This is a genomic window from Sabulicella rubraurantiaca, assembly GCF_017355885.1.
GTDB lineage: Bacteria > Pseudomonadota > Alphaproteobacteria > Acetobacterales > Acetobacteraceae > Roseococcus > Roseococcus rubraurantiacus.
In genome coordinates, this window is sequence record NZ_JAFEUU010000008.1 from 186,952 (window position 1) to 202,090 (window position 15,139).

20 protein-coding genes are annotated in these 15,139 nt (G+C 65.9%); 11 read left to right on the forward strand and 9 right to left on the reverse strand.

The genetic code is table 11. From position 1 onward, the window contains the following. Window positions 1-161: 161 nt before the first annotated feature. A complete protein-coding gene (locus tag JTJ31_RS15625; protein WP_207539655.1) occupies window positions 162-674 on the reverse strand; it encodes an OmpA family protein in 513 nt (170 codons plus the stop codon). Window positions 675-821: 147 nt separating this feature from the next. Between JTJ31_RS15625 and JTJ31_RS25395 the strand changes: the two genes are divergently transcribed. The 3 genes from JTJ31_RS25395 (at window position 822) to JTJ31_RS15640 (ending at window position 2,833) form a co-directional block, all read left to right on the forward strand. Next, window positions 822-1,151, forward strand: a complete 330-nt coding sequence (locus JTJ31_RS25395; protein WP_408015425.1) for a type II toxin-antitoxin system VapB family antitoxin — start codon at window positions 822-824, stop codon at window positions 1,149-1,151. A gap of 355 nt (window positions 1,152-1,506) precedes the next feature. Further along, on the forward strand, window positions 1,507-1,932 hold the full coding sequence (locus tag JTJ31_RS15635) for a hypothetical protein (protein ID WP_207539657.1): 426 nt from the start codon (window positions 1,507-1,509) through the stop codon (window positions 1,930-1,932). A gap of 136 nt (window positions 1,933-2,068) precedes the next feature. Further along, the gene (locus JTJ31_RS15640; protein ID WP_207539658.1) at window positions 2,069-2,833 is read left to right on the forward strand and encodes a DUF433 domain-containing protein; all 765 of its coding nucleotides are present in this window, start codon (window positions 2,069-2,071) and stop codon (window positions 2,831-2,833) included. Between the two features lie 58 nt (window positions 2,834-2,891). Here the strand turns inward: JTJ31_RS15640 and JTJ31_RS15645 are convergent, their stop codons facing one another. From JTJ31_RS15645 to JTJ31_RS15655, 3 genes are read right to left on the reverse strand one after another with little or no spacing between them, the layout of a single operon-like run. Further along, on the reverse strand, window positions 2,892-3,311 hold the full coding sequence (locus tag JTJ31_RS15645) for a hypothetical protein (protein WP_207539659.1): 420 nt from the start codon (window positions 3,309-3,311) through the stop codon (window positions 2,892-2,894). A 46-nt stretch (window positions 3,312-3,357) separates the two neighbouring features. Next, window positions 3,358-3,801, reverse strand: a complete 444-nt coding sequence (locus JTJ31_RS15650; protein ID WP_207539660.1) for a hypothetical protein — start codon at window positions 3,799-3,801, stop codon at window positions 3,358-3,360. Window positions 3,802-3,813: 12 nt separating this feature from the next. After that, a complete protein-coding gene (locus JTJ31_RS15655) occupies window positions 3,814-4,620 on the reverse strand; it encodes a metallophosphoesterase (protein WP_207539661.1) in 807 nt (268 codons plus the stop codon). A gap of 225 nt (window positions 4,621-4,845) precedes the next feature. Between JTJ31_RS15655 and JTJ31_RS15660 the strand changes: the two genes are divergently transcribed. Genes JTJ31_RS15660 through JTJ31_RS15670 form a run of 3 tightly spaced genes read left to right on the forward strand, consistent with a single transcriptional unit; the run spans window position 4,846 to window position 5,923 of the window. Then, window positions 4,846-5,058 (forward strand): hypothetical protein, encoded by a 213-nt coding sequence (locus JTJ31_RS15660; protein WP_207539662.1) that lies wholly within the window; start codon window positions 4,846-4,848, stop codon window positions 5,056-5,058. Then, on the forward strand, window positions 5,055-5,282 hold the full coding sequence (locus JTJ31_RS15665; RefSeq protein ID WP_207539663.1) for an MbcA/ParS/Xre antitoxin family protein: 228 nt from the start codon (window positions 5,055-5,057) through the stop codon (window positions 5,280-5,282). The genes JTJ31_RS15660 and JTJ31_RS15665 overlap by 4 nt, the downstream gene beginning before the upstream one ends. A gap of 20 nt (window positions 5,283-5,302) precedes the next feature. Next, on the forward strand, window positions 5,303-5,923 hold the full coding sequence (locus tag JTJ31_RS15670) for a hypothetical protein (protein ID WP_207539664.1): 621 nt from the start codon (window positions 5,303-5,305) through the stop codon (window positions 5,921-5,923). Between the two features lie 506 nt (window positions 5,924-6,429). Here the strand turns inward: JTJ31_RS15670 and JTJ31_RS15675 are convergent. The 3 genes from JTJ31_RS15675 to JTJ31_RS15685 form a co-directional block, all read right to left on the reverse strand. Further along, a complete protein-coding gene (locus tag JTJ31_RS15675) occupies window positions 6,430-7,638 on the reverse strand; it encodes a ParB/RepB/Spo0J family partition protein (protein ID WP_207539665.1) in 1,209 nt (402 codons plus the stop codon). 17 nt (window positions 7,639-7,655) lie between these two features. Then, window positions 7,656-8,918 (reverse strand): AAA family ATPase, encoded by a 1,263-nt coding sequence (locus JTJ31_RS15680; protein ID WP_207539666.1) that lies wholly within the window; start codon window positions 8,916-8,918, stop codon window positions 7,656-7,658. A gap of 1,483 nt (window positions 8,919-10,401) precedes the next feature. Next, window positions 10,402-10,584 carry an antitoxin Xre/MbcA/ParS toxin-binding domain-containing protein gene (locus JTJ31_RS15685; protein WP_207539667.1) on the reverse strand — a complete coding sequence of 61 codons (183 nt, stop codon included), beginning with the start codon at window positions 10,582-10,584 and terminating at the stop codon, window positions 10,402-10,404. Between the two features lie 119 nt (window positions 10,585-10,703). Between JTJ31_RS15685 and JTJ31_RS25400 the strand changes: the two genes are divergently transcribed. Next, on the forward strand, window positions 10,704-10,913 hold the full coding sequence (locus tag JTJ31_RS25400; protein WP_207539668.1) for an antitoxin Xre/MbcA/ParS toxin-binding domain-containing protein: 210 nt from the start codon (window positions 10,704-10,706) through the stop codon (window positions 10,911-10,913). 439 nt (window positions 10,914-11,352) lie between these two features. Here the strand turns inward: JTJ31_RS25400 and JTJ31_RS15695 are convergent, their stop codons facing one another. Then, window positions 11,353-11,646 (reverse strand): hypothetical protein, encoded by a 294-nt coding sequence (locus JTJ31_RS15695; RefSeq protein ID WP_207539669.1) that lies wholly within the window; start codon window positions 11,644-11,646, stop codon window positions 11,353-11,355. Window positions 11,647-11,826: 180 nt separating this feature from the next. Between JTJ31_RS15695 and JTJ31_RS15700 the strand changes: the two genes are divergently transcribed. After that, window positions 11,827-12,228: an antitoxin Xre/MbcA/ParS toxin-binding domain-containing protein gene (locus JTJ31_RS15700; protein ID WP_207539670.1), complete on the forward strand. Its 402-nt coding sequence runs from the start codon at window positions 11,827-11,829 to the stop codon at window positions 12,226-12,228. Between the two features lie 57 nt (window positions 12,229-12,285). On the opposite strand, the gene JTJ31_RS15705 is transcribed toward JTJ31_RS15700, so the two are convergent. Beyond that, the gene (locus JTJ31_RS15705) at window positions 12,286-12,456 is read right to left on the reverse strand and encodes a hypothetical protein (RefSeq protein ID WP_207539671.1); all 171 of its coding nucleotides are present in this window, start codon (window positions 12,454-12,456) and stop codon (window positions 12,286-12,288) included. Between JTJ31_RS15705 and JTJ31_RS15710 the strand changes: the two genes are divergently transcribed. From JTJ31_RS15710 to JTJ31_RS15720, 3 genes are all read left to right on the forward strand, one after another. Further along, a complete protein-coding gene (locus tag JTJ31_RS15710; RefSeq protein ID WP_207539672.1) occupies window positions 12,457-12,708 on the forward strand; it encodes a hypothetical protein in 252 nt (83 codons plus the stop codon). It abuts the gene before it with no gap. Between the two features lie 379 nt (window positions 12,709-13,087). After that, window positions 13,088-14,197, forward strand: a complete 1,110-nt coding sequence (locus tag JTJ31_RS15715) for a site-specific integrase (protein WP_207539673.1) — start codon at window positions 13,088-13,090, stop codon at window positions 14,195-14,197. 88 nt (window positions 14,198-14,285) lie between these two features. Next, window positions 14,286-14,888 carry a hypothetical protein gene (locus JTJ31_RS15720; RefSeq protein ID WP_207539674.1) on the forward strand — a complete coding sequence of 201 codons (603 nt, stop codon included), beginning with the start codon at window positions 14,286-14,288 and terminating at the stop codon, window positions 14,886-14,888. Window positions 14,889-15,139 lie beyond the last annotated feature (251 nt).

Consider the following 15,139-nt stretch of genomic DNA (forward strand, 5'->3'; position numbering starts at 1 on the left):
ACAGCATTTTTCGGTTAGACGCGTTCACTATCGCGAGCAGGTGTTTTCCAAGGGTCCGCCCGCTGCAGCTCTTGGGCAGTGAGCCGCGAGCACTAAGCCCGTGCAGCTCGAAACTGCTCTAGCCCTGCTCACGCGCTCTCCTGCACCGGCTGCCGACGGCGCTAACGGACCCGCCGGGTATAGCCATCAAACTCGATCGTCACCCTTTGGTTCTGCGGGTTCTGTGGCCCTCCTTCTGGGCGATCGAGCGTCACTAGAGGGTTCCTCGATCCCTCGCCGACGACGCGGATGTGCTCCCGTGGGATGCCAGCCCGCTCCAGCATCGCGGCAACCACCAGCGCCCTCTGAAGCGAGAGGACCCGGTTCTCTTCGTCGCTCGCCAGATCGGTCGCGTAGCCGACCACCCAGAAGGGGAGCATGACGGGCTCCGTCGGAACCCGCGGAGGTGATCCCTGCTGCAGCTCGGCCATATTGGCCCGCCTTTCGCCACGACGATAACCATCCCAGGTCTCCGCAAAGGCCGCGACCATGCCGGCGCAGCGTTCCGTTGAATTGATCTCGGTGCTGCCGGTCAGGAAAAAGCAAACATAGGTTGTGATGATGGCGTCGGACGGCTTTGCGATCCAGCACGACAAGGCCAGAACGGCGGAGCAGAGCAAGGCGGATCGGCGCATGGGGAAGAGCATAAGCTGCGCTCGAAAGCAGTCAAAATATCTGCGCTGCAGCGGCCGCTGCCTCCGGACGGCATGTTGCTGTTCTTGAACCCGTGTAACTCGAAAAAGGCCTAGTGGGCGGCGACGGCCACTCCTTGAGCTGAGCCCATGGCCGCCCGGCCAAGCCGAGGTGGCCCATTGCGCCGATCTACCAGCGCAACAAGGACTGATGGATCGGGCACGTTTGAAGTCCACGGCGGCGATCACCACCTTTCTTCAACTCATGCTCGAAGCACAGCCGTGCGGACGTCCATCACCGTCGATGAAGATCTGCTGGCACAGGCTCGGCAAGCGACGGGCCTCTCGTCGGCCGAAGCCCTCGTCGAGGAAGGCCTCCGCCTCCTGGTCCGCCTCAAGGGGGGCGAAACTCGGCAAAGGGACCGTGATCTTCCAGTGAAGCGCGTCTGGGCTAAAGCAAGGCATGCCGAATGCCACTGACCTGCCTCCCCTCTCGCCTGGCGCTCTCGAGCAGACCGAGGCCGTCGGGCCGCATGGAGGTCCGCTCTTCCGCTACCGCGATGTCGCGGAGATCTCGTGCAACCGCGTGAGTGCGGTTTGCGTGTTGCGCATGCCCACGCATCCCCTCGACGGACATCAAGGCGGCGCTCCACGGACTGTGAGTGGCCTGGTCGATTGGTGGGTGGATCGCGGCTGCTTGCCGCCGTGGCTCAAAGCCGTCCCGAAGAAAGCCAAAGGCGGCGCTGGATAGGCCGGCAGTCTCGACCTCTCCCTTACCAAGGGCGTGCTCCACGAAAGAATCATGGTTGGGGCTGGGTTGGTTTAGAAAGAAGCCATGGGCCCAAGCAATCAAGAAACAGGCGAGGACATCGCGCAGTCCGAGGCTTCGGACGAGTATCTCGCTCGCGCCGGAGAGGCGATCACCTTGACCGAGGCGGCTGCGCGTCTCGGCACCACCCGCCAGGCGCTTTACGACCAGATCCGCCGCGGGACGGTCCTGGGAATGATGACCGAGAACGGGTCCATCCTCGTCCCCTCGGTGCAGTTCGTCACCGAGGGTGACAAGACCGTGGTGCTCGAGAAGATCGAGTGCGCGGTCCGGCCCTTCCTCGAAAACCACGGGGACGGCTGGACAGCCCTGCAGTGGATGCTGGATCGGGACCCCAACCTTCTCGAGACGCCCCTTGAGGCTCTCCGCAAGAAGCGCTTCGAGGCAGTCGAGGCCGCCGCCCGGGCCTATACCTGCGCTGACGAGCGATGAGCGTCATGCCGAAACCGGGCGTGCGGCGAGGCCGCTTGTATGGTCGTTTCCGCCAGGCCACCTCCTGGCGTGCAGAACACAGGCCCGCTGCGCAGGACGTCCGGCCTCAACGCGCGGCCCACACAGGAGGCGCTTCATGGAGGACCGCGAAAGCCCCGAAACCCGCCGGCGCCTGAGCCCCCCGGGCCTGCGGACCTTTCTCGCCATCGCCGACCTCTGGCGGCTCGACGAGGTCCAGCGGCTGCGGGTCCTCGGCGGCCCGCCCCACGCCACCTTTGACGACTGGGCCCGGGCTGCGCGCGAGCACCGGGACCTCCTGCTCGACGTGGATACGCTGACCCGCATCTCGGCCGTGCTCGGCATCCACGCGGCGCTGGTTGTCCTCCACGCAAACGAGCAGGAGGGCGTCGCCTGGCTGCACGGACCCCATGGCGCCGCCCCGTTCGGCGGCCGCACGCCCCTCGCGCTTGCGACCAGCGGCAGCCTGGACGACCTGCTCACGGTTCGGCGCTTTCTCGATGCCGCCCGCGGCGGGCTTTACATGCCGCCGGTGGAAGCGATCGACTGGAACTTCACGCCCTACCGGGACGAGGACCTCGTGATCGAGGCGCAGGCCGCGGTGCTGACCGATCCCGAGATCCTGGGCGGGCGGGAGCCCGTCCTGCGGGGGACGCGCGTGCCGGTGCGGGACATCGCGGCCGAAAGGCGACGCGGAACGCCGGTGGAGGAGATCCTGCGCGACTATCCGAGCCTGACGGCAGAGATGGTGGAGCAGGCCGTGCGCTACGTCGAGGCGGAGCCGCTTCCCGCTCCGCCGCAGGCACGTTCGGCAACCGTCCCTGCTGGCGGGCGGTTGGTGCACCGCGAGTTTATCCCGCGCGTCCGAGACCAAGACGAGTGAGGCGGCCGGCGAGGCGCTGAGCCAAAAGCGGCCCCCGACAGGTCGGACACTTGGTCGGTCAATACGGCAACTCGCCCAGCTCTCGCTCGGCCGCGCGGACCACCGCTTGCGGGTCCTGCCCGATCATCGCCTCGGGCGTCTCCCAATTTGGGAATTCGGCGTTGTGCCGCGTCAGCCAAGTGGCCAGCTCCCAACCCTCCATCCGGCCGCGCAGGGCGGTCAGCAGGGGCTGAAACTCCGGCCGGGGCTGGCCGTCCCCCTGGAACTGGAAGAGCGGGTAGAGCCGCTCGGTGCCCTCCTGGATGGCGAACACACGATGGGCGGCCTCCCATGCCTCCAGCAGGCTCGCCGCGTCCGTGGCAAGACAGCCGGCGAGGCGCGCGATCGCCTCAGCCGACACCGTGCGATGCGCCTTCAGCCAGTCCTGGCGGATCTGCACCCAGCGGGCCGCCTCGACATGGTGCCAGTCCTCGCTCATGACGACGTCCTACTCGGAACCCGATCTTTGTTCCCCGCCCCGTCGGTCAGTATGAGTCCTCGGCCGTGTCGTACTCGGCGGTCGCGATGACAGCTTCGAGGTCCTGCCCGATCACCTCGAGCGGGGTCTCCCAACCCTGCCCTCTGGGCTTCTCGAACTCCCCATTCGGCGTGGTGAGCCAGATCGCCAGCTCCCAGCCCTCCATCCGGCCATGCATCGCGGCCAGAAAGGGCTGGAACTCGGGCTTGGGCTGCCCGTCCTCTCCCAGTTGGAAAAGCGGGTAGAGCCGTTCAGGCCCTTCGGGGATCGCGAACACGCGATGGTCCGCCTCCCAACCCTTCAGCAAGCGCTCCGCGTCAGCGGCGGGACAGCCCGCGAGCCGTGCGAAGTCCGCAGCCGGCACCGCGCGGTATTCCGCCAGCCATTCCTTGCGGAGTTCAGCCCAGGCCTTCGCTTCTCTCTCCTGCCAGGTGTCGTCGCGTCCGCTCATGGCAACGCCCTTTCAAAGCTCGACGACAAGATCCGGCCGGAAGCCGGGGTTGGTATCATGACCCACATAACCACGCGGATTGGCGACGAGGCGCGTGCGGCTGATCCGGAAGTCCTGGCTCTCGTGGATGTGCCCGAAGACCCAGAGGTGCGGCTGCATCTCCTCGATGAGCCCATCCAGGCGCGAGGCGTAGGCCACGATGAACGGGTCCTCCAGCCGGTGCGGCGGGACAGCGCGCACCGAGGGCGCGTGGTGGGTCATCACCACCGTCTTGCCCGCGAAGGGTTCGGAGAGCCGCTCCCGAAGCCAGCGCACCGACTGCTCGTGCAGCTGCGCCGCATCCCTGGGCCGAAAGCGCCGGTAAGCGTCGGCCGCGACCCGGATCGTGTGGAAGTCGTTGATCCGGGCGCGGTGCCGGTCTCCGACGCAGATGTTGGCCAGGCGCCGCACCTCATCCAGCGCGGCCTTCGGGTCCTCGTCGCCGGTGAGCGAGAGACGGAAGTCGGCCCAAAGCGTGCAGCCCAACACGCGCAGCTTGTCGTCCAGCCGGAACTCCTCGCGCTCCAGCACCGTCATGCGCTTGACCGGAGACAGCGCCTGCAGCTTCGGCACCATGGTGTCGATCTTGCCGCCATAGAACTCATGATTGCCGCACACCGCGACGACCGGACGGCCGAAGGCGGCCTCGGCATCGTCCCAGGGGCACAGACGCCCCTTGGTGAAGGTGTCGCCCGCGAGCAGCGTCACGTCGGCCTCTACGGCCGGCGGCGCGAAGCCTCCGAACTCGCAATGAAGGTCGGACAGGACGTGCACGCGCATCAGAAGGACCGCTCATCCAGGTGCCTTTCCGCGGCCCTGACAAAAGCTTGTGGGCTGTGCGCAATTACCTCAAGCGGACGTGTCCAGGCTGCAAATTCCGTATCAGGCCCCATCAGCCTTGCCGCCTCGGTCTGACTCCAGTCGTCGCCGTCATCGTTCATGGCGTCACGATACTTGCAACCCGAGCGCCCTTCATGTTCTTTTTTCGTTCCAGCAGACCTTGGAGTGTCGGATGTGCGGAGGATCGGCCGGTTCGTCGTGCTTGTGTCCCGTGACGGCACCCGCCACGCCCTGTCGGTGACGGCGGTCGCGGCGTTGTGCGAAGGCGACGACGGGACGACAACGATCCTGCTGAGCGGCGGCAGACACGTCACGACCGATGTCGGTCTCGACGAGTTGGCAAAGGCGCTCAGCCTGCCGGCCCAATTGCCGTCATGACCCAATACGAGCCGCCCGCCGACCTCGTGGCCCTGGTCCACCGGATGGTCGCAGAGTCGGGCAATCCCGAGGGCTTCGACGCGCGAGCCTGGCTCGCGAACTGGATGCAGGCCGCAATCCCCGCTTTGGGCGGCCGGACGCCTCAAAGCTTCATGGATACCGAGGAGGGCCGGGCCCTTGTGACGAACATCCTCGGGCGGATGCAGTCGGGGGCTTATTCGTGAGGGAGCAAGACGCGAGCCCCGTGATCGAGGGCACCTTGCTGAGTTGGTTCGAGACAGGACTGGAAGGGATTGTCTGGGCCGTCCACGAGGACGGCAAGGCAGGATACTCCGGCCTCAATCCCCTGCGCGATGGCGACCACCTGCAGATCCTCGAGGCCGACGGGACGCTCATCTGGGAGGGCACGATCGACCTGGATCGTGAGGTCAACCGCCGGCCATACCCCTTCAATCCCGGCGTTTCTGGCCATGCGGTTCGCGGCTGCTGGGTCAAAGGGCTGCAGCGTGGCGTTGACCTGGGGCTTTGGTTTCACTGGTTTCAAGACGAGAAGTGCGCGCGGCTGCGCAAGCTCGCGCGACCGATGAGTTTCGACGACCTGCCGCTGCTGCCTTTGGATTCGAGTCTCGATCTGGCCGATCGCCACTACTACGGGCTGACGTGCCGGGGCTGCCAGCGGACGGTGAGGATGGGCATTCGCCGTGCGGTTCGCCTGGCGGGAGGTCAGCGGACGGAGGACTGGCTGAAGCGGCTGCGTTGCGTCGCATGCGGCCATCGGGGCGCGGGGATCCAGCTCCTGGCCGATGTCCGGAACCACGAGACTATCGAGCGCGAGGGCCTGCTGTCAGTCACTCAAGAGAAGTGAGCCGAGAGCGGCGGCGAAACTTCCTGCTCTCTCCCCTGCCCTAGGCTGGTCGCTGCTCGGACGAGGTGAGACGGTGGTGTAGAGGTATCACCTGCGTCGGGTCCCTTCCGCAGGAGGCTAACCGCCAGCCGATTCCGCGTAAGTGCCAAGTCATTGACCTGCGCTTCCTCTGCGCAGAGCCCCTCGCCTTCCCCAAAATGAGTCAAGGCCTCAGGCAGACCCCTAAGCGTGTCCGCCAGTTGGGAACCTGACCCTCGCCACGCTTCGCTCGACGCTCACCGGCGCGCGCGACATCAGCGCCGACTGAACCAGGAGCGCCCGGCCAGGAAGGCGGACGCTTTCTTTCATGGAGGCTCGGCCCGGAGGGAGTCCCACCCGAGTGGGGGCTTCTGTGCGGCCCCGTGTGAACGCGTCCACGGGAGGTGCGTGAGGGCGTTTGTGAGTTGGGAGGGCGGAGAGTTGGTTGGATACCCCCACCCCTCCCCTCCCCTCCCCGTTCCCAGCAGCTATGCGCGCTTCTTCTCAGGCTGGATCTCAGCCAGGAGATCCGGCAGCCGCTGAAGAAGTGCCTCCATGAGCGTGTCATCCACGTCAGCCGTGAAGGCGATGTTCCAGCGGCCGCCGCGCTGAGTGGCACCCGCGATCTGCTTGTTGCCCATGAAGATGGGCAGCGCCTGTTGGCGGCTCGACGGCTTCAGCACCGGCGACACGCCGCGCGCCGCCGCCTGGGCCACGCGCACTTCCATGGTCAGGTCGTGTGCCGTCCCGTTGTCGATCTGCCTATGGAATTCTTGCAGCGCGCGGATCACCCTCGCCTCGGTATGAGGGCTTTGGTTCTTGTCGAGGGCAACGACCAGATCCAGACCGGCCTTGATGCTGATGTCCTGAGGTCGACGAAACGCCTGCACGATGGCGGCCGGAATCCGGTTGAGGCGCAACACATGCCGGATCAAGGACTGATCGACTCCGTAGAGGTCGCCTAGCTCCTTGGCGGTGATCCGCATCATGGCCAGCGAGTTCTGATAGAACATCGCGCGCTCCAGGGCCGATAGGTCCTGGCGGTGGTGATTCTCCCCGAAGCGCGCTGTTAACATCTCTTCGTTGGACAAGACGCGGACCCGCGCGAGCACCGTGCGGCCCAGCGTCCGGCAGGCAGCGAGGCGGCGCTTTCCGGCAGCAATCTCATAGACCGTGCCCTCAGGAGCGCCGGGCTTGGGACGCACGAGAATCGGACTGTCCTGGCCGCGTGCGGCGATATCGGCGGTCAGGCGTTGGATGGCTTCGTCGTTGAAGGCTGAGTCGAAGCGATCGGCGGGAAAGGTGTCCTCGATCTGCGACGGATCGAGGAAGACGAATTCGGTGATGTCGCCTTCCTGCTGCGCTTTGTTCGCAAGCGCGCGCAGCGTCTCCATCTCCGCCTCGTAGCGGCGGAGGTTCTGCTCCATCTTCTCCAGCTCGGCTGCGTTGGCCGGCCTCTCGGAGGTGGCGCTTCGCGCGGCGAGTTCCTCGCGCAAGGACGCAATGATCGCGTCTCGCTCATTGAGACGGTCTTGCATGCTTTGACCCCGCTGCTCTGCCGCGTCGAGCGGTGCGAAGGGCTGGGAGCCCGTGAACGCGTTCACGTCACTCAGGCCGAGGCTCGGGTCACTCTCAGCTTGGGCCATGGCTGCCGCCATGGTCATGCGGGTCTTGGGCTTGGGCGCGGGCTTGGCCATGTTCGTGTCCCCTCCCCTCAGACCGCCGCTTCGACATCGAACGCGGCTTCCTTCACTGCTGAGCGCCCCCAGAACTCCTGGATCTTGCTTTCGATCTCGAGCCCGATGGCATCCATGGCCGCGAGCGCCCTCCTGTGGGTCCGGTCTTCCGACTTCGCCGGCATGTGCTCATAGAGCGTCCACTTGACGTTGTTGGCAGAACCGAGGGCGCTGGTCTCCACGAGGAACTCCTGCATCAGCAGATCGCCCATTTCATTCTTCATGAGATCGATGATGTCCGCCTGGGGACGGCTTTGGCTCACGTACCGGTTGGGAAGAAGCTTGATAAAGCTCCAGCCTGGCCAGCCTGCGCCAAAATAGCGCTCCATGTGCCGCTCCTGTTTCGCGATGAAGGCCAGGAACTCGGTGGTCGATTGCAGGTCGATGTTGCTGGGTAGCAACGGCACCAGGAGCCCGTTCGCTGCCGTGAACGCGTTCACGGCGAGCAGATTGATGTAGGGAGAGGTGTCGAGGATCACGACATCGTAGGCCGACCCGACATGGGCAATGAAGCTCTTCACCTCGAGGTCGTATTGTCGGTCCTCGCCGTGGCCGGTGCGGCTGACGGTCTGGCGGGCGCTGAGCAGGTTCTCTGCGCTCTGCAGCCGGGCATTGGCGCTGACGATATCGATGTTGGGCCAGTAGGTCCGAGCCACGGCGAGGCGCGCCGCCTCCCCTTCATCGCCGTCACGGCGCTCGATCCAAGGGTTCAGCGTGGCGCCGCCCAGTAGCGGCGTGCCGTCGGAGGCGAGGCCGACATGCCGCGCGGGATCCAGGCCGAAAAGCGCCGTGCTTGAGGCCTGCGCGTCCAGATCCACCAGCAAGATTCGGTAGCCGCGTAGCGCAAGGTGTTGCGAGAGATGGACGGCGATGGTGGACTTGCCGACACCGCCTTTGAAGTTGGTGACGGCCAGGGTGAATGGGCCATCATACTCGCCGCGGCCGACCTTGTAGCGCTCGTTACCAGTGCTGGAATAGAGGTGAGCGCGCGCCGCGATGATCTCTTCCAAGGTAAACCAGCGGTTGGTGCCGTATTTCTCACCCTGCGGAAAGCCGTCGCCTTCTGCGACCTTGTTGCGTAGGTGGGTATCCGAAATGCCAAGAAGACTGGCCGTTTCCTTGAACGAGAAGGCCCGCAAGGTCTTTTCGGGCCGCTTCTCGTTGTTCATCGCCACGATCGCAGCCTGCGTTCGGCGGAGATTGACCACCAGCTTGTCGAGCTGCGGATACCACTTCGTCATGGACCCCTCCGTGATGACGAACGAGGGGCTCCCCCTTTCGCGAACTGAACTTCCCCAAGCCCACTTCGCGCAACTACACGCGGAAGCCCCCCTCACGCGTGCCCAGGCATCAAGACTCAGCGCGAGGCTCAAGGCAAGCCTCGTGAACGCGTTCACGCGCGATTCCCCGACGCTGTGTCTGTGGCGCCGCCCCCATAGATCTCATGCAAAGATGCGCCAGGAAGCAGCATGCTCCCCGCCGCGTGAACGCGTTCACGGCCCCGCTTCCTAGCGCCATCTCGGCGGGAGAAGTCAGCGTAACGTGCGATCATGGGCGTCAGAAATGCCGGCCACGCATGAACGCGTTCACGCGCCTGCAGAAGGCGTCGGCCGCGCAGAGCAGAGCGCGGCGCCACCACCGAGAGCGCGCCAGATTGACACATAGGGTTAGCACGCGCGCTCTTACGACCACTTCTGCCAACGATGATTCCCGGCAGACTCCACCCAAAATTATGAGTTTGCAAAACAGCAGCGCGAGACCGTCGCGGCACGCGATCTTGAATATGCCGCGTGAACGCGTTCACGGCAGCGCCTCCAGTCACCATCTCGACGCCGAGAAGACGGCCCGAGCTATTTGCGCGTGCGTCAGGAGGAATGCCTCGCGTGAACGCGTTCACACGCAGATGGGAAGGGGGCGACCTCTTGGAGAGAAGGCGCCGGACCTCGCGGCGAACGCTCGCCAGGCGACGCAGGTAGCTCTGGAGTGCACAGTCCAATGCGCCAGAAAGGGGCGGGCCCGCGGGAAGGGCTGACGCAAAAAAAAGGCGGGTTCGTCCAACGGCGGCGTGAGCATAGAGTAGCCCGGTGCGGCGATGCGGTCGCGTGAACGCGTTCACGCTTGCGCTGCATTCGGGTTGGTTCTCGTCCGGATCGCGCAAGAGGCCGAGAAAGTCCGAAGTCGCGACGCGCTATCGCGGTGCTTGCCGCGTGAACGCGTTCACGCCTGGGCTTGCGCCGAAGCCCGGGCAGAGTGAGATGCGCGAAATTTGCCGGTGATAAGACAGGGACGTCGGCAGCCATCGGCTCAGCATCAAGCCGATCGCGACCGAGAGGGGAGGGGCCTCTTGTTTCCCGAGGTGTGCGCGGCGTCGTCCATTCCATACGGAGCCTGATGCAGAGGTGCGTGCCGTGTGAGAGGCAAAGCCGGTTTCGCCAAATGACTCGCCTGCGCGGCCTAGAAGGGTCGCTGCATCGCTTTCCTCGAAGTCGAGCTGTGTCGATTTCACGCAGGAGACGCAGAAACCCAATGCTCGGCACGCGATGGGCCAACCCGTCTCATCCCGGACGATTTCCGGCAACTGACCCTGGTTGCCCTGTTCAGAACCAACCGGGGTAGGGGAGGGGGGCGGCGTCAGCAAACGGCTGACGGTCCGCAAAAGGGCATCGGTCAGCCAGGGTCGGGAGCGACCGCATTGGGATCGGACAGGCCGCGCTGTCGCCGCCGTCAGGTGTAGGCGCCGTAGTCAATGCGCATCAGGCGGGTCTCCACGGCCTCTGCGCCTTCTTCGGTCGTCAGGAGATCAGCCGGCCGCCGCCAGCCAAACGCGATGGCAGGGGAGGCGATCCAAGCCTCGCCCGCTTCCACAGAGGTCTGCAGATCGGCCGCCTTGGCCTTAATGCGGGCCACTCGCTCAGCGAGGGCGTCGGGAACTGGCCGGGTCAAAGCTGAGACGTGGTCAGCCCGCGACGGCCACATAAGCGGCCTTCTCGCACCTTATGAACGGAGACGGACTGCAGGAGGCCGAAATGCGCGTCTCGGACAAGGGCCTGGCGGTTCTCCGGTCTCGCATCACGCAACGGGCGACAGAGACGTTCGGGAGTCCAGTCAAGGCGTCGCGGTGGCTCCATCGCCCAACTCGTCCACTGGGCACGGCTTCACCGCTAGAGATGCTCGCCACGCGGGAGGGGGCGGTCGAAGCCCTCTTGGCCCGCGTCGACCACAGCCTCGCTAGCTGATCATTCCGAGCCAGGGTGCCAGAGCTTACAGGCCAAGCTCCTCCGAGATCGCCGTCATTTCCTTGGGAGCTTTCTGCCGCAAGCGCTTCGAGCGCGTGTGATACGGCGCGGACCTTAGCACGCGAGAAGACGAGGACGGGCTTCTCGCTCCAAGGCTTCAGGTGCCCGTTCTCAAGGAGGCGCAGCACAGAATCCGGCTTCGAGTTGATGACCTCTGCCGCCTGTTCGAGCGTGATCGCGTCATCGGGAGGTGAGGGCGGCTCTTGCGCGGCGGGGTGAGCTTTGGACCTGTCGGGTTTCGGATCGGCCAGGAGCGGCCACATAGGGGAGGTGCTCCTAACCGAAACGCGGAACAGGGGGATAGGGCGGGCCCTACGCTTGTCGTGAACGCGTTCACGCGGCGCTGCCGGTGAGGGCGCTCACAGCGGGGTAGGGGCTGTTAGCCGATCGAGGAGCCAATCCGCTGCCCCACGACCCCGCCAGCGGCGGCGCCCAGCACGCCTCCCACCGCGGTGCTCGCGGCCGTCGCGCCCGCGATGGCGCCCGCCTCGGCCACAAGGCCCGCCAGCACAGGACCCGCTGCCAGGCCGCCCGTCACGGCGGTCACCACACCGCCCACGATGATGCCGCCCACCATGCCGAGGACGCCGCCCAGGCTCATGCCGCCCGAGATTGCATCCAACTGCGTGTCGTCCAGAGCGATGGCGTGAGAGGGGGAAGAGATGTGGGACATGGAGGTGATCCTTCGCTTCTGTGTCCCGTGCTTCGGGTGAGGCCAGGATGGCGAAGGCTGCTCATCGCTGAAGGCGATTGGACTGATGGCCGCGATCGATCGAATCTATCGCGAGATAAGCGAGCCCGGAGGGGCAGTGGATGCTTTCGGGGCAGGGGGGCGGTATCCTAGATTTTCGTCATGCCCCGCCGTCCGAAGACTTCTCACCAGTCCGAGAAAGACGACTTCGGAAAGAAGATGCTCGCGCTGCAGGGAACGGTCCCGCGGGGGACCCTGAACTTCGAGACGGGCCCTGACGAGCGGGGTCCCGCGCTTCCTCCCCACTTGGATCAGATCCTCGACGAGATTGCCCAGACACTCGGCGCCGCGCCGCTGTCGGATGAGGCGCGCACGCGCCTGGAGCCGGTGCTTGTTGCGGCGGTAGACACCTGGCGCCTGGAGGAAGAGGCGCGGGCCTTTCTCCTCCGTCCGCACATGCTGCTGGATGATGCCACACCCTTTGCCCTGGCCTCCGCCTCCCCCAAAGGCGCGGAGCGCGTGCTGCGCATCCTGGGGCGCCTGAAGTACGGCACGGCGTCCTGAGCGCGGCAGGAGCAGGCTACGGCGCCTGACAATCGCAGGGCGGCCCCTGAGCCGGGCTCAGTCCGCGCAATATTGGGTTGGGTGGGCGATCTTGTGCTCGCGGGCGATGCGGCCGAACTCAGCCCCGTAGGCCAAGCAGCCAACCGACTTCGCTTTTCCGCTTTTGTAGAACCGGCCGCTCGGCGCACGTGCTGGGGATTCCGCACTCTTCGCAATGAAGACGTCCATTTGAGCATCCAGCCCACCCGCATGCACCTTCTCCACCGCCAGGGCGAGCCGCGAGGCGGCCAGCTCTCACTCCCTTTCGGCCAGGATCTCGAGCAGTCGCGCAGCCTCGGCTCCGGCCGCAATCGCCGGGCGCTCGGCGGCGTGCCATTTCGCGTGATTCTGGACGGCCGTCAGTTCCGCCATCCCGGCACCGCGTTTTGGGTCGTCAAACAGGAAGGGCCTCGTGCGCTGAGTTGCTGTGATCATGCCTAGGTCCGAGGGCGGCCGGAACAGCGGGGAAGCGGCGACACCGTCCAATGCAGCACGTGTCTGCCTGCAAGGTCTGATCGTGATCTGAGCACAGCGAAGGAGCCCCGACGGGGGCCGGCTTGGGGGACAAAATTAGGCCTCGCCAGCGGCCAAGCCCTTGATCCAACATGCAACACGCAAATGAGGCATCTCGCGCATAGTGAGCAATAAAGTGTATTATCCAACCTAGGCGGCGACACAAAACGCATGCTATCGTGAGGCCACTCAAGTCATTGAAATCACTCGGAATCACGCGACACGTTCAAGGGGAAGACCGTGGGGAACAGGGGGACGGGCGCGCGGGGGTGCGCCAAGGGACCGAAGACGGCCCAGGCATCCGCGCATGAGTGACGAGGGGCGGGCGCCCGGCGCGGTCGCGCCGGTGGGTCAGCCGAGGTCGAGCTATCGCCGCTGGGGCGGACGGGAGCGCGAGTTCGTCGAAGTGCCGCTGCCGCCCATGCGCCTCGTAGTGCCAAAGGGATTGTCGCCCGAAGGGGAGCGCGCGCTGCAAGCGGCCCTCGCCCGCCTTGCCACGTCGAAGGCCGACAACACGCTGCGCGCCTACCGCACCGACTGGTCGGTATGGTGCCACGCCGCGCCGATCCTCGGGGTGTCGCCGCTGCCGGCCGACCCGGCCGGACTGGCTGCCTTTGTGTCCTGGCTGCGCGACCAGCGGAATGCGGAACCCGCCACGATCCGGCGCCGCCTCGCCGGCATCGCCTGGGTGCATCGCCTGGCCGGCCACCCGCTGGACGTCCGTCATCCCTTGGTCGCGGGCGCCGTGCGCGGCATTGCCGAGGAAGCCCGACCTCAGCGCCAGGCCTCGGCGCTCCTGCTCGCCGACATCCAGAAGATGCTGAAGAAGGCCGGGGGCGGCATCGCGGGCCTGCGCAACCGGGCGATCATCCTGCTCGGTTGGGCCGGCGCGCTCCGGCGCTCGGAGATCGTCTCGCTGCGCGCCGACCTTCCGCGGCGCAGCGATGAGTCTTGGAACCACATCGAGCTGCGCGGGGAGGGGCTGGTGGTGCGCCTCATCCGGTCCAAGGGCGAGCGCGAGCGCCCGACCGAGATCGGCATCCCGCGAGGGAAGGGGCGAGATACCTGTCCGGTGCGCGCGGTCGAGGAATGGATGCGCGCGGCCGACATCCGCTACGGGCCGTTGTTCGTCCCGGTCTCGGCCAAGGGCATCCCCGAGCCCCGCGCGCTGTCGGGCGAGGCGGTGCGCAAGATGATCAAGCATGTCGCGGGCGAGGCTGGGATCGAGAGCACGTCGCTGGAGCCAATCTCGGCGCACAGCCTGCGCGCGGGCTTCATCACCGAGGCGTACAAGCAGGGCATCGATGACGAGAGCATCATGGGCCACTCGCGGCACAAGGATGTGAGCACCATGCGCCGCTACGTGCGCCGCGCGAAGATCGTCTCAGGCTCGGTCGCCGGCAAGCTCGGGCTTTGAGCCGGGCAGGGGAGGGGAGCCCGCCTTGAGGTGCCCGCACCCAGATTGGGTCTACAACCGCCTGAGCGTCTCAGGGCCAGAGGAGCGCGTGCGCGCCTTTCGCTTTGCCGCCCAGGGCTGCGGGGCCGTCCCATGGGTGCTCGACTACGACCAGATCGAGCAGGAGTTGGTGGCGCTGCTGCTGCAGCAGCCACCGGAGCGCCGCTCAGTAGGTCTCGAGGGCGCAAAGATGCTGGCCCGCGAGGTGCGCGACTGGATCCGCAATGGGACAGACCTCGTGCATTCCGCCGTGGGGGTGAGGACCGACTGCCCCTTCGATCTGCACAGCCTCGTGCCGGTGCCCTGGGAGATCCTGCGGCTTGGTCCGGATGATCCGAAATCCGTCGAATGGATGTATGCCAACTGGGGTACCACCTGGACGCCCCGTCGCGTCGAGGAGGTGCCGATCGCGCGAGATGAGAAGCGGGCCCTTCCCCCTGGCACATCCCTGGCCCGGTATCGCTTCTGGTCGGCCGACTGGTCGCCTTGGCAGGCTCTGGTGCAATTGAAGAAAGAATGGCCTGCGCTCCGCTTCCAGCTGTCGTTCCAGGTGGAATGGCCGGAGCTGCGGCAGAAAGGTGCGACAACTGAGAGAAAGCCCCCCGGGCGATTGGCATCTGCATCGTCAGCGAGCCGATCGAGAGCGGCTTGAGATTTCGATGAACGTTGCGTCTGCGTTTTTCCCGGCCCTAGCATGATTTGTCATGGAAACCCGTGACGGGCGCCCCGTGTGGCTCCTCCAGAGCGAAGCGACTTCGACCGATAAGGGCGCCATGGGTATGCGCATGCTCGTGCTCATCGCGACGTGGGATGCGCTAAATGCGCCTCGGGCTGTGCTTCATGTCGTGCAAGGTTCCCCGCAACCCAGTCCTTCCGCCCGACTTGGTAGCTAAGGGACCTGAG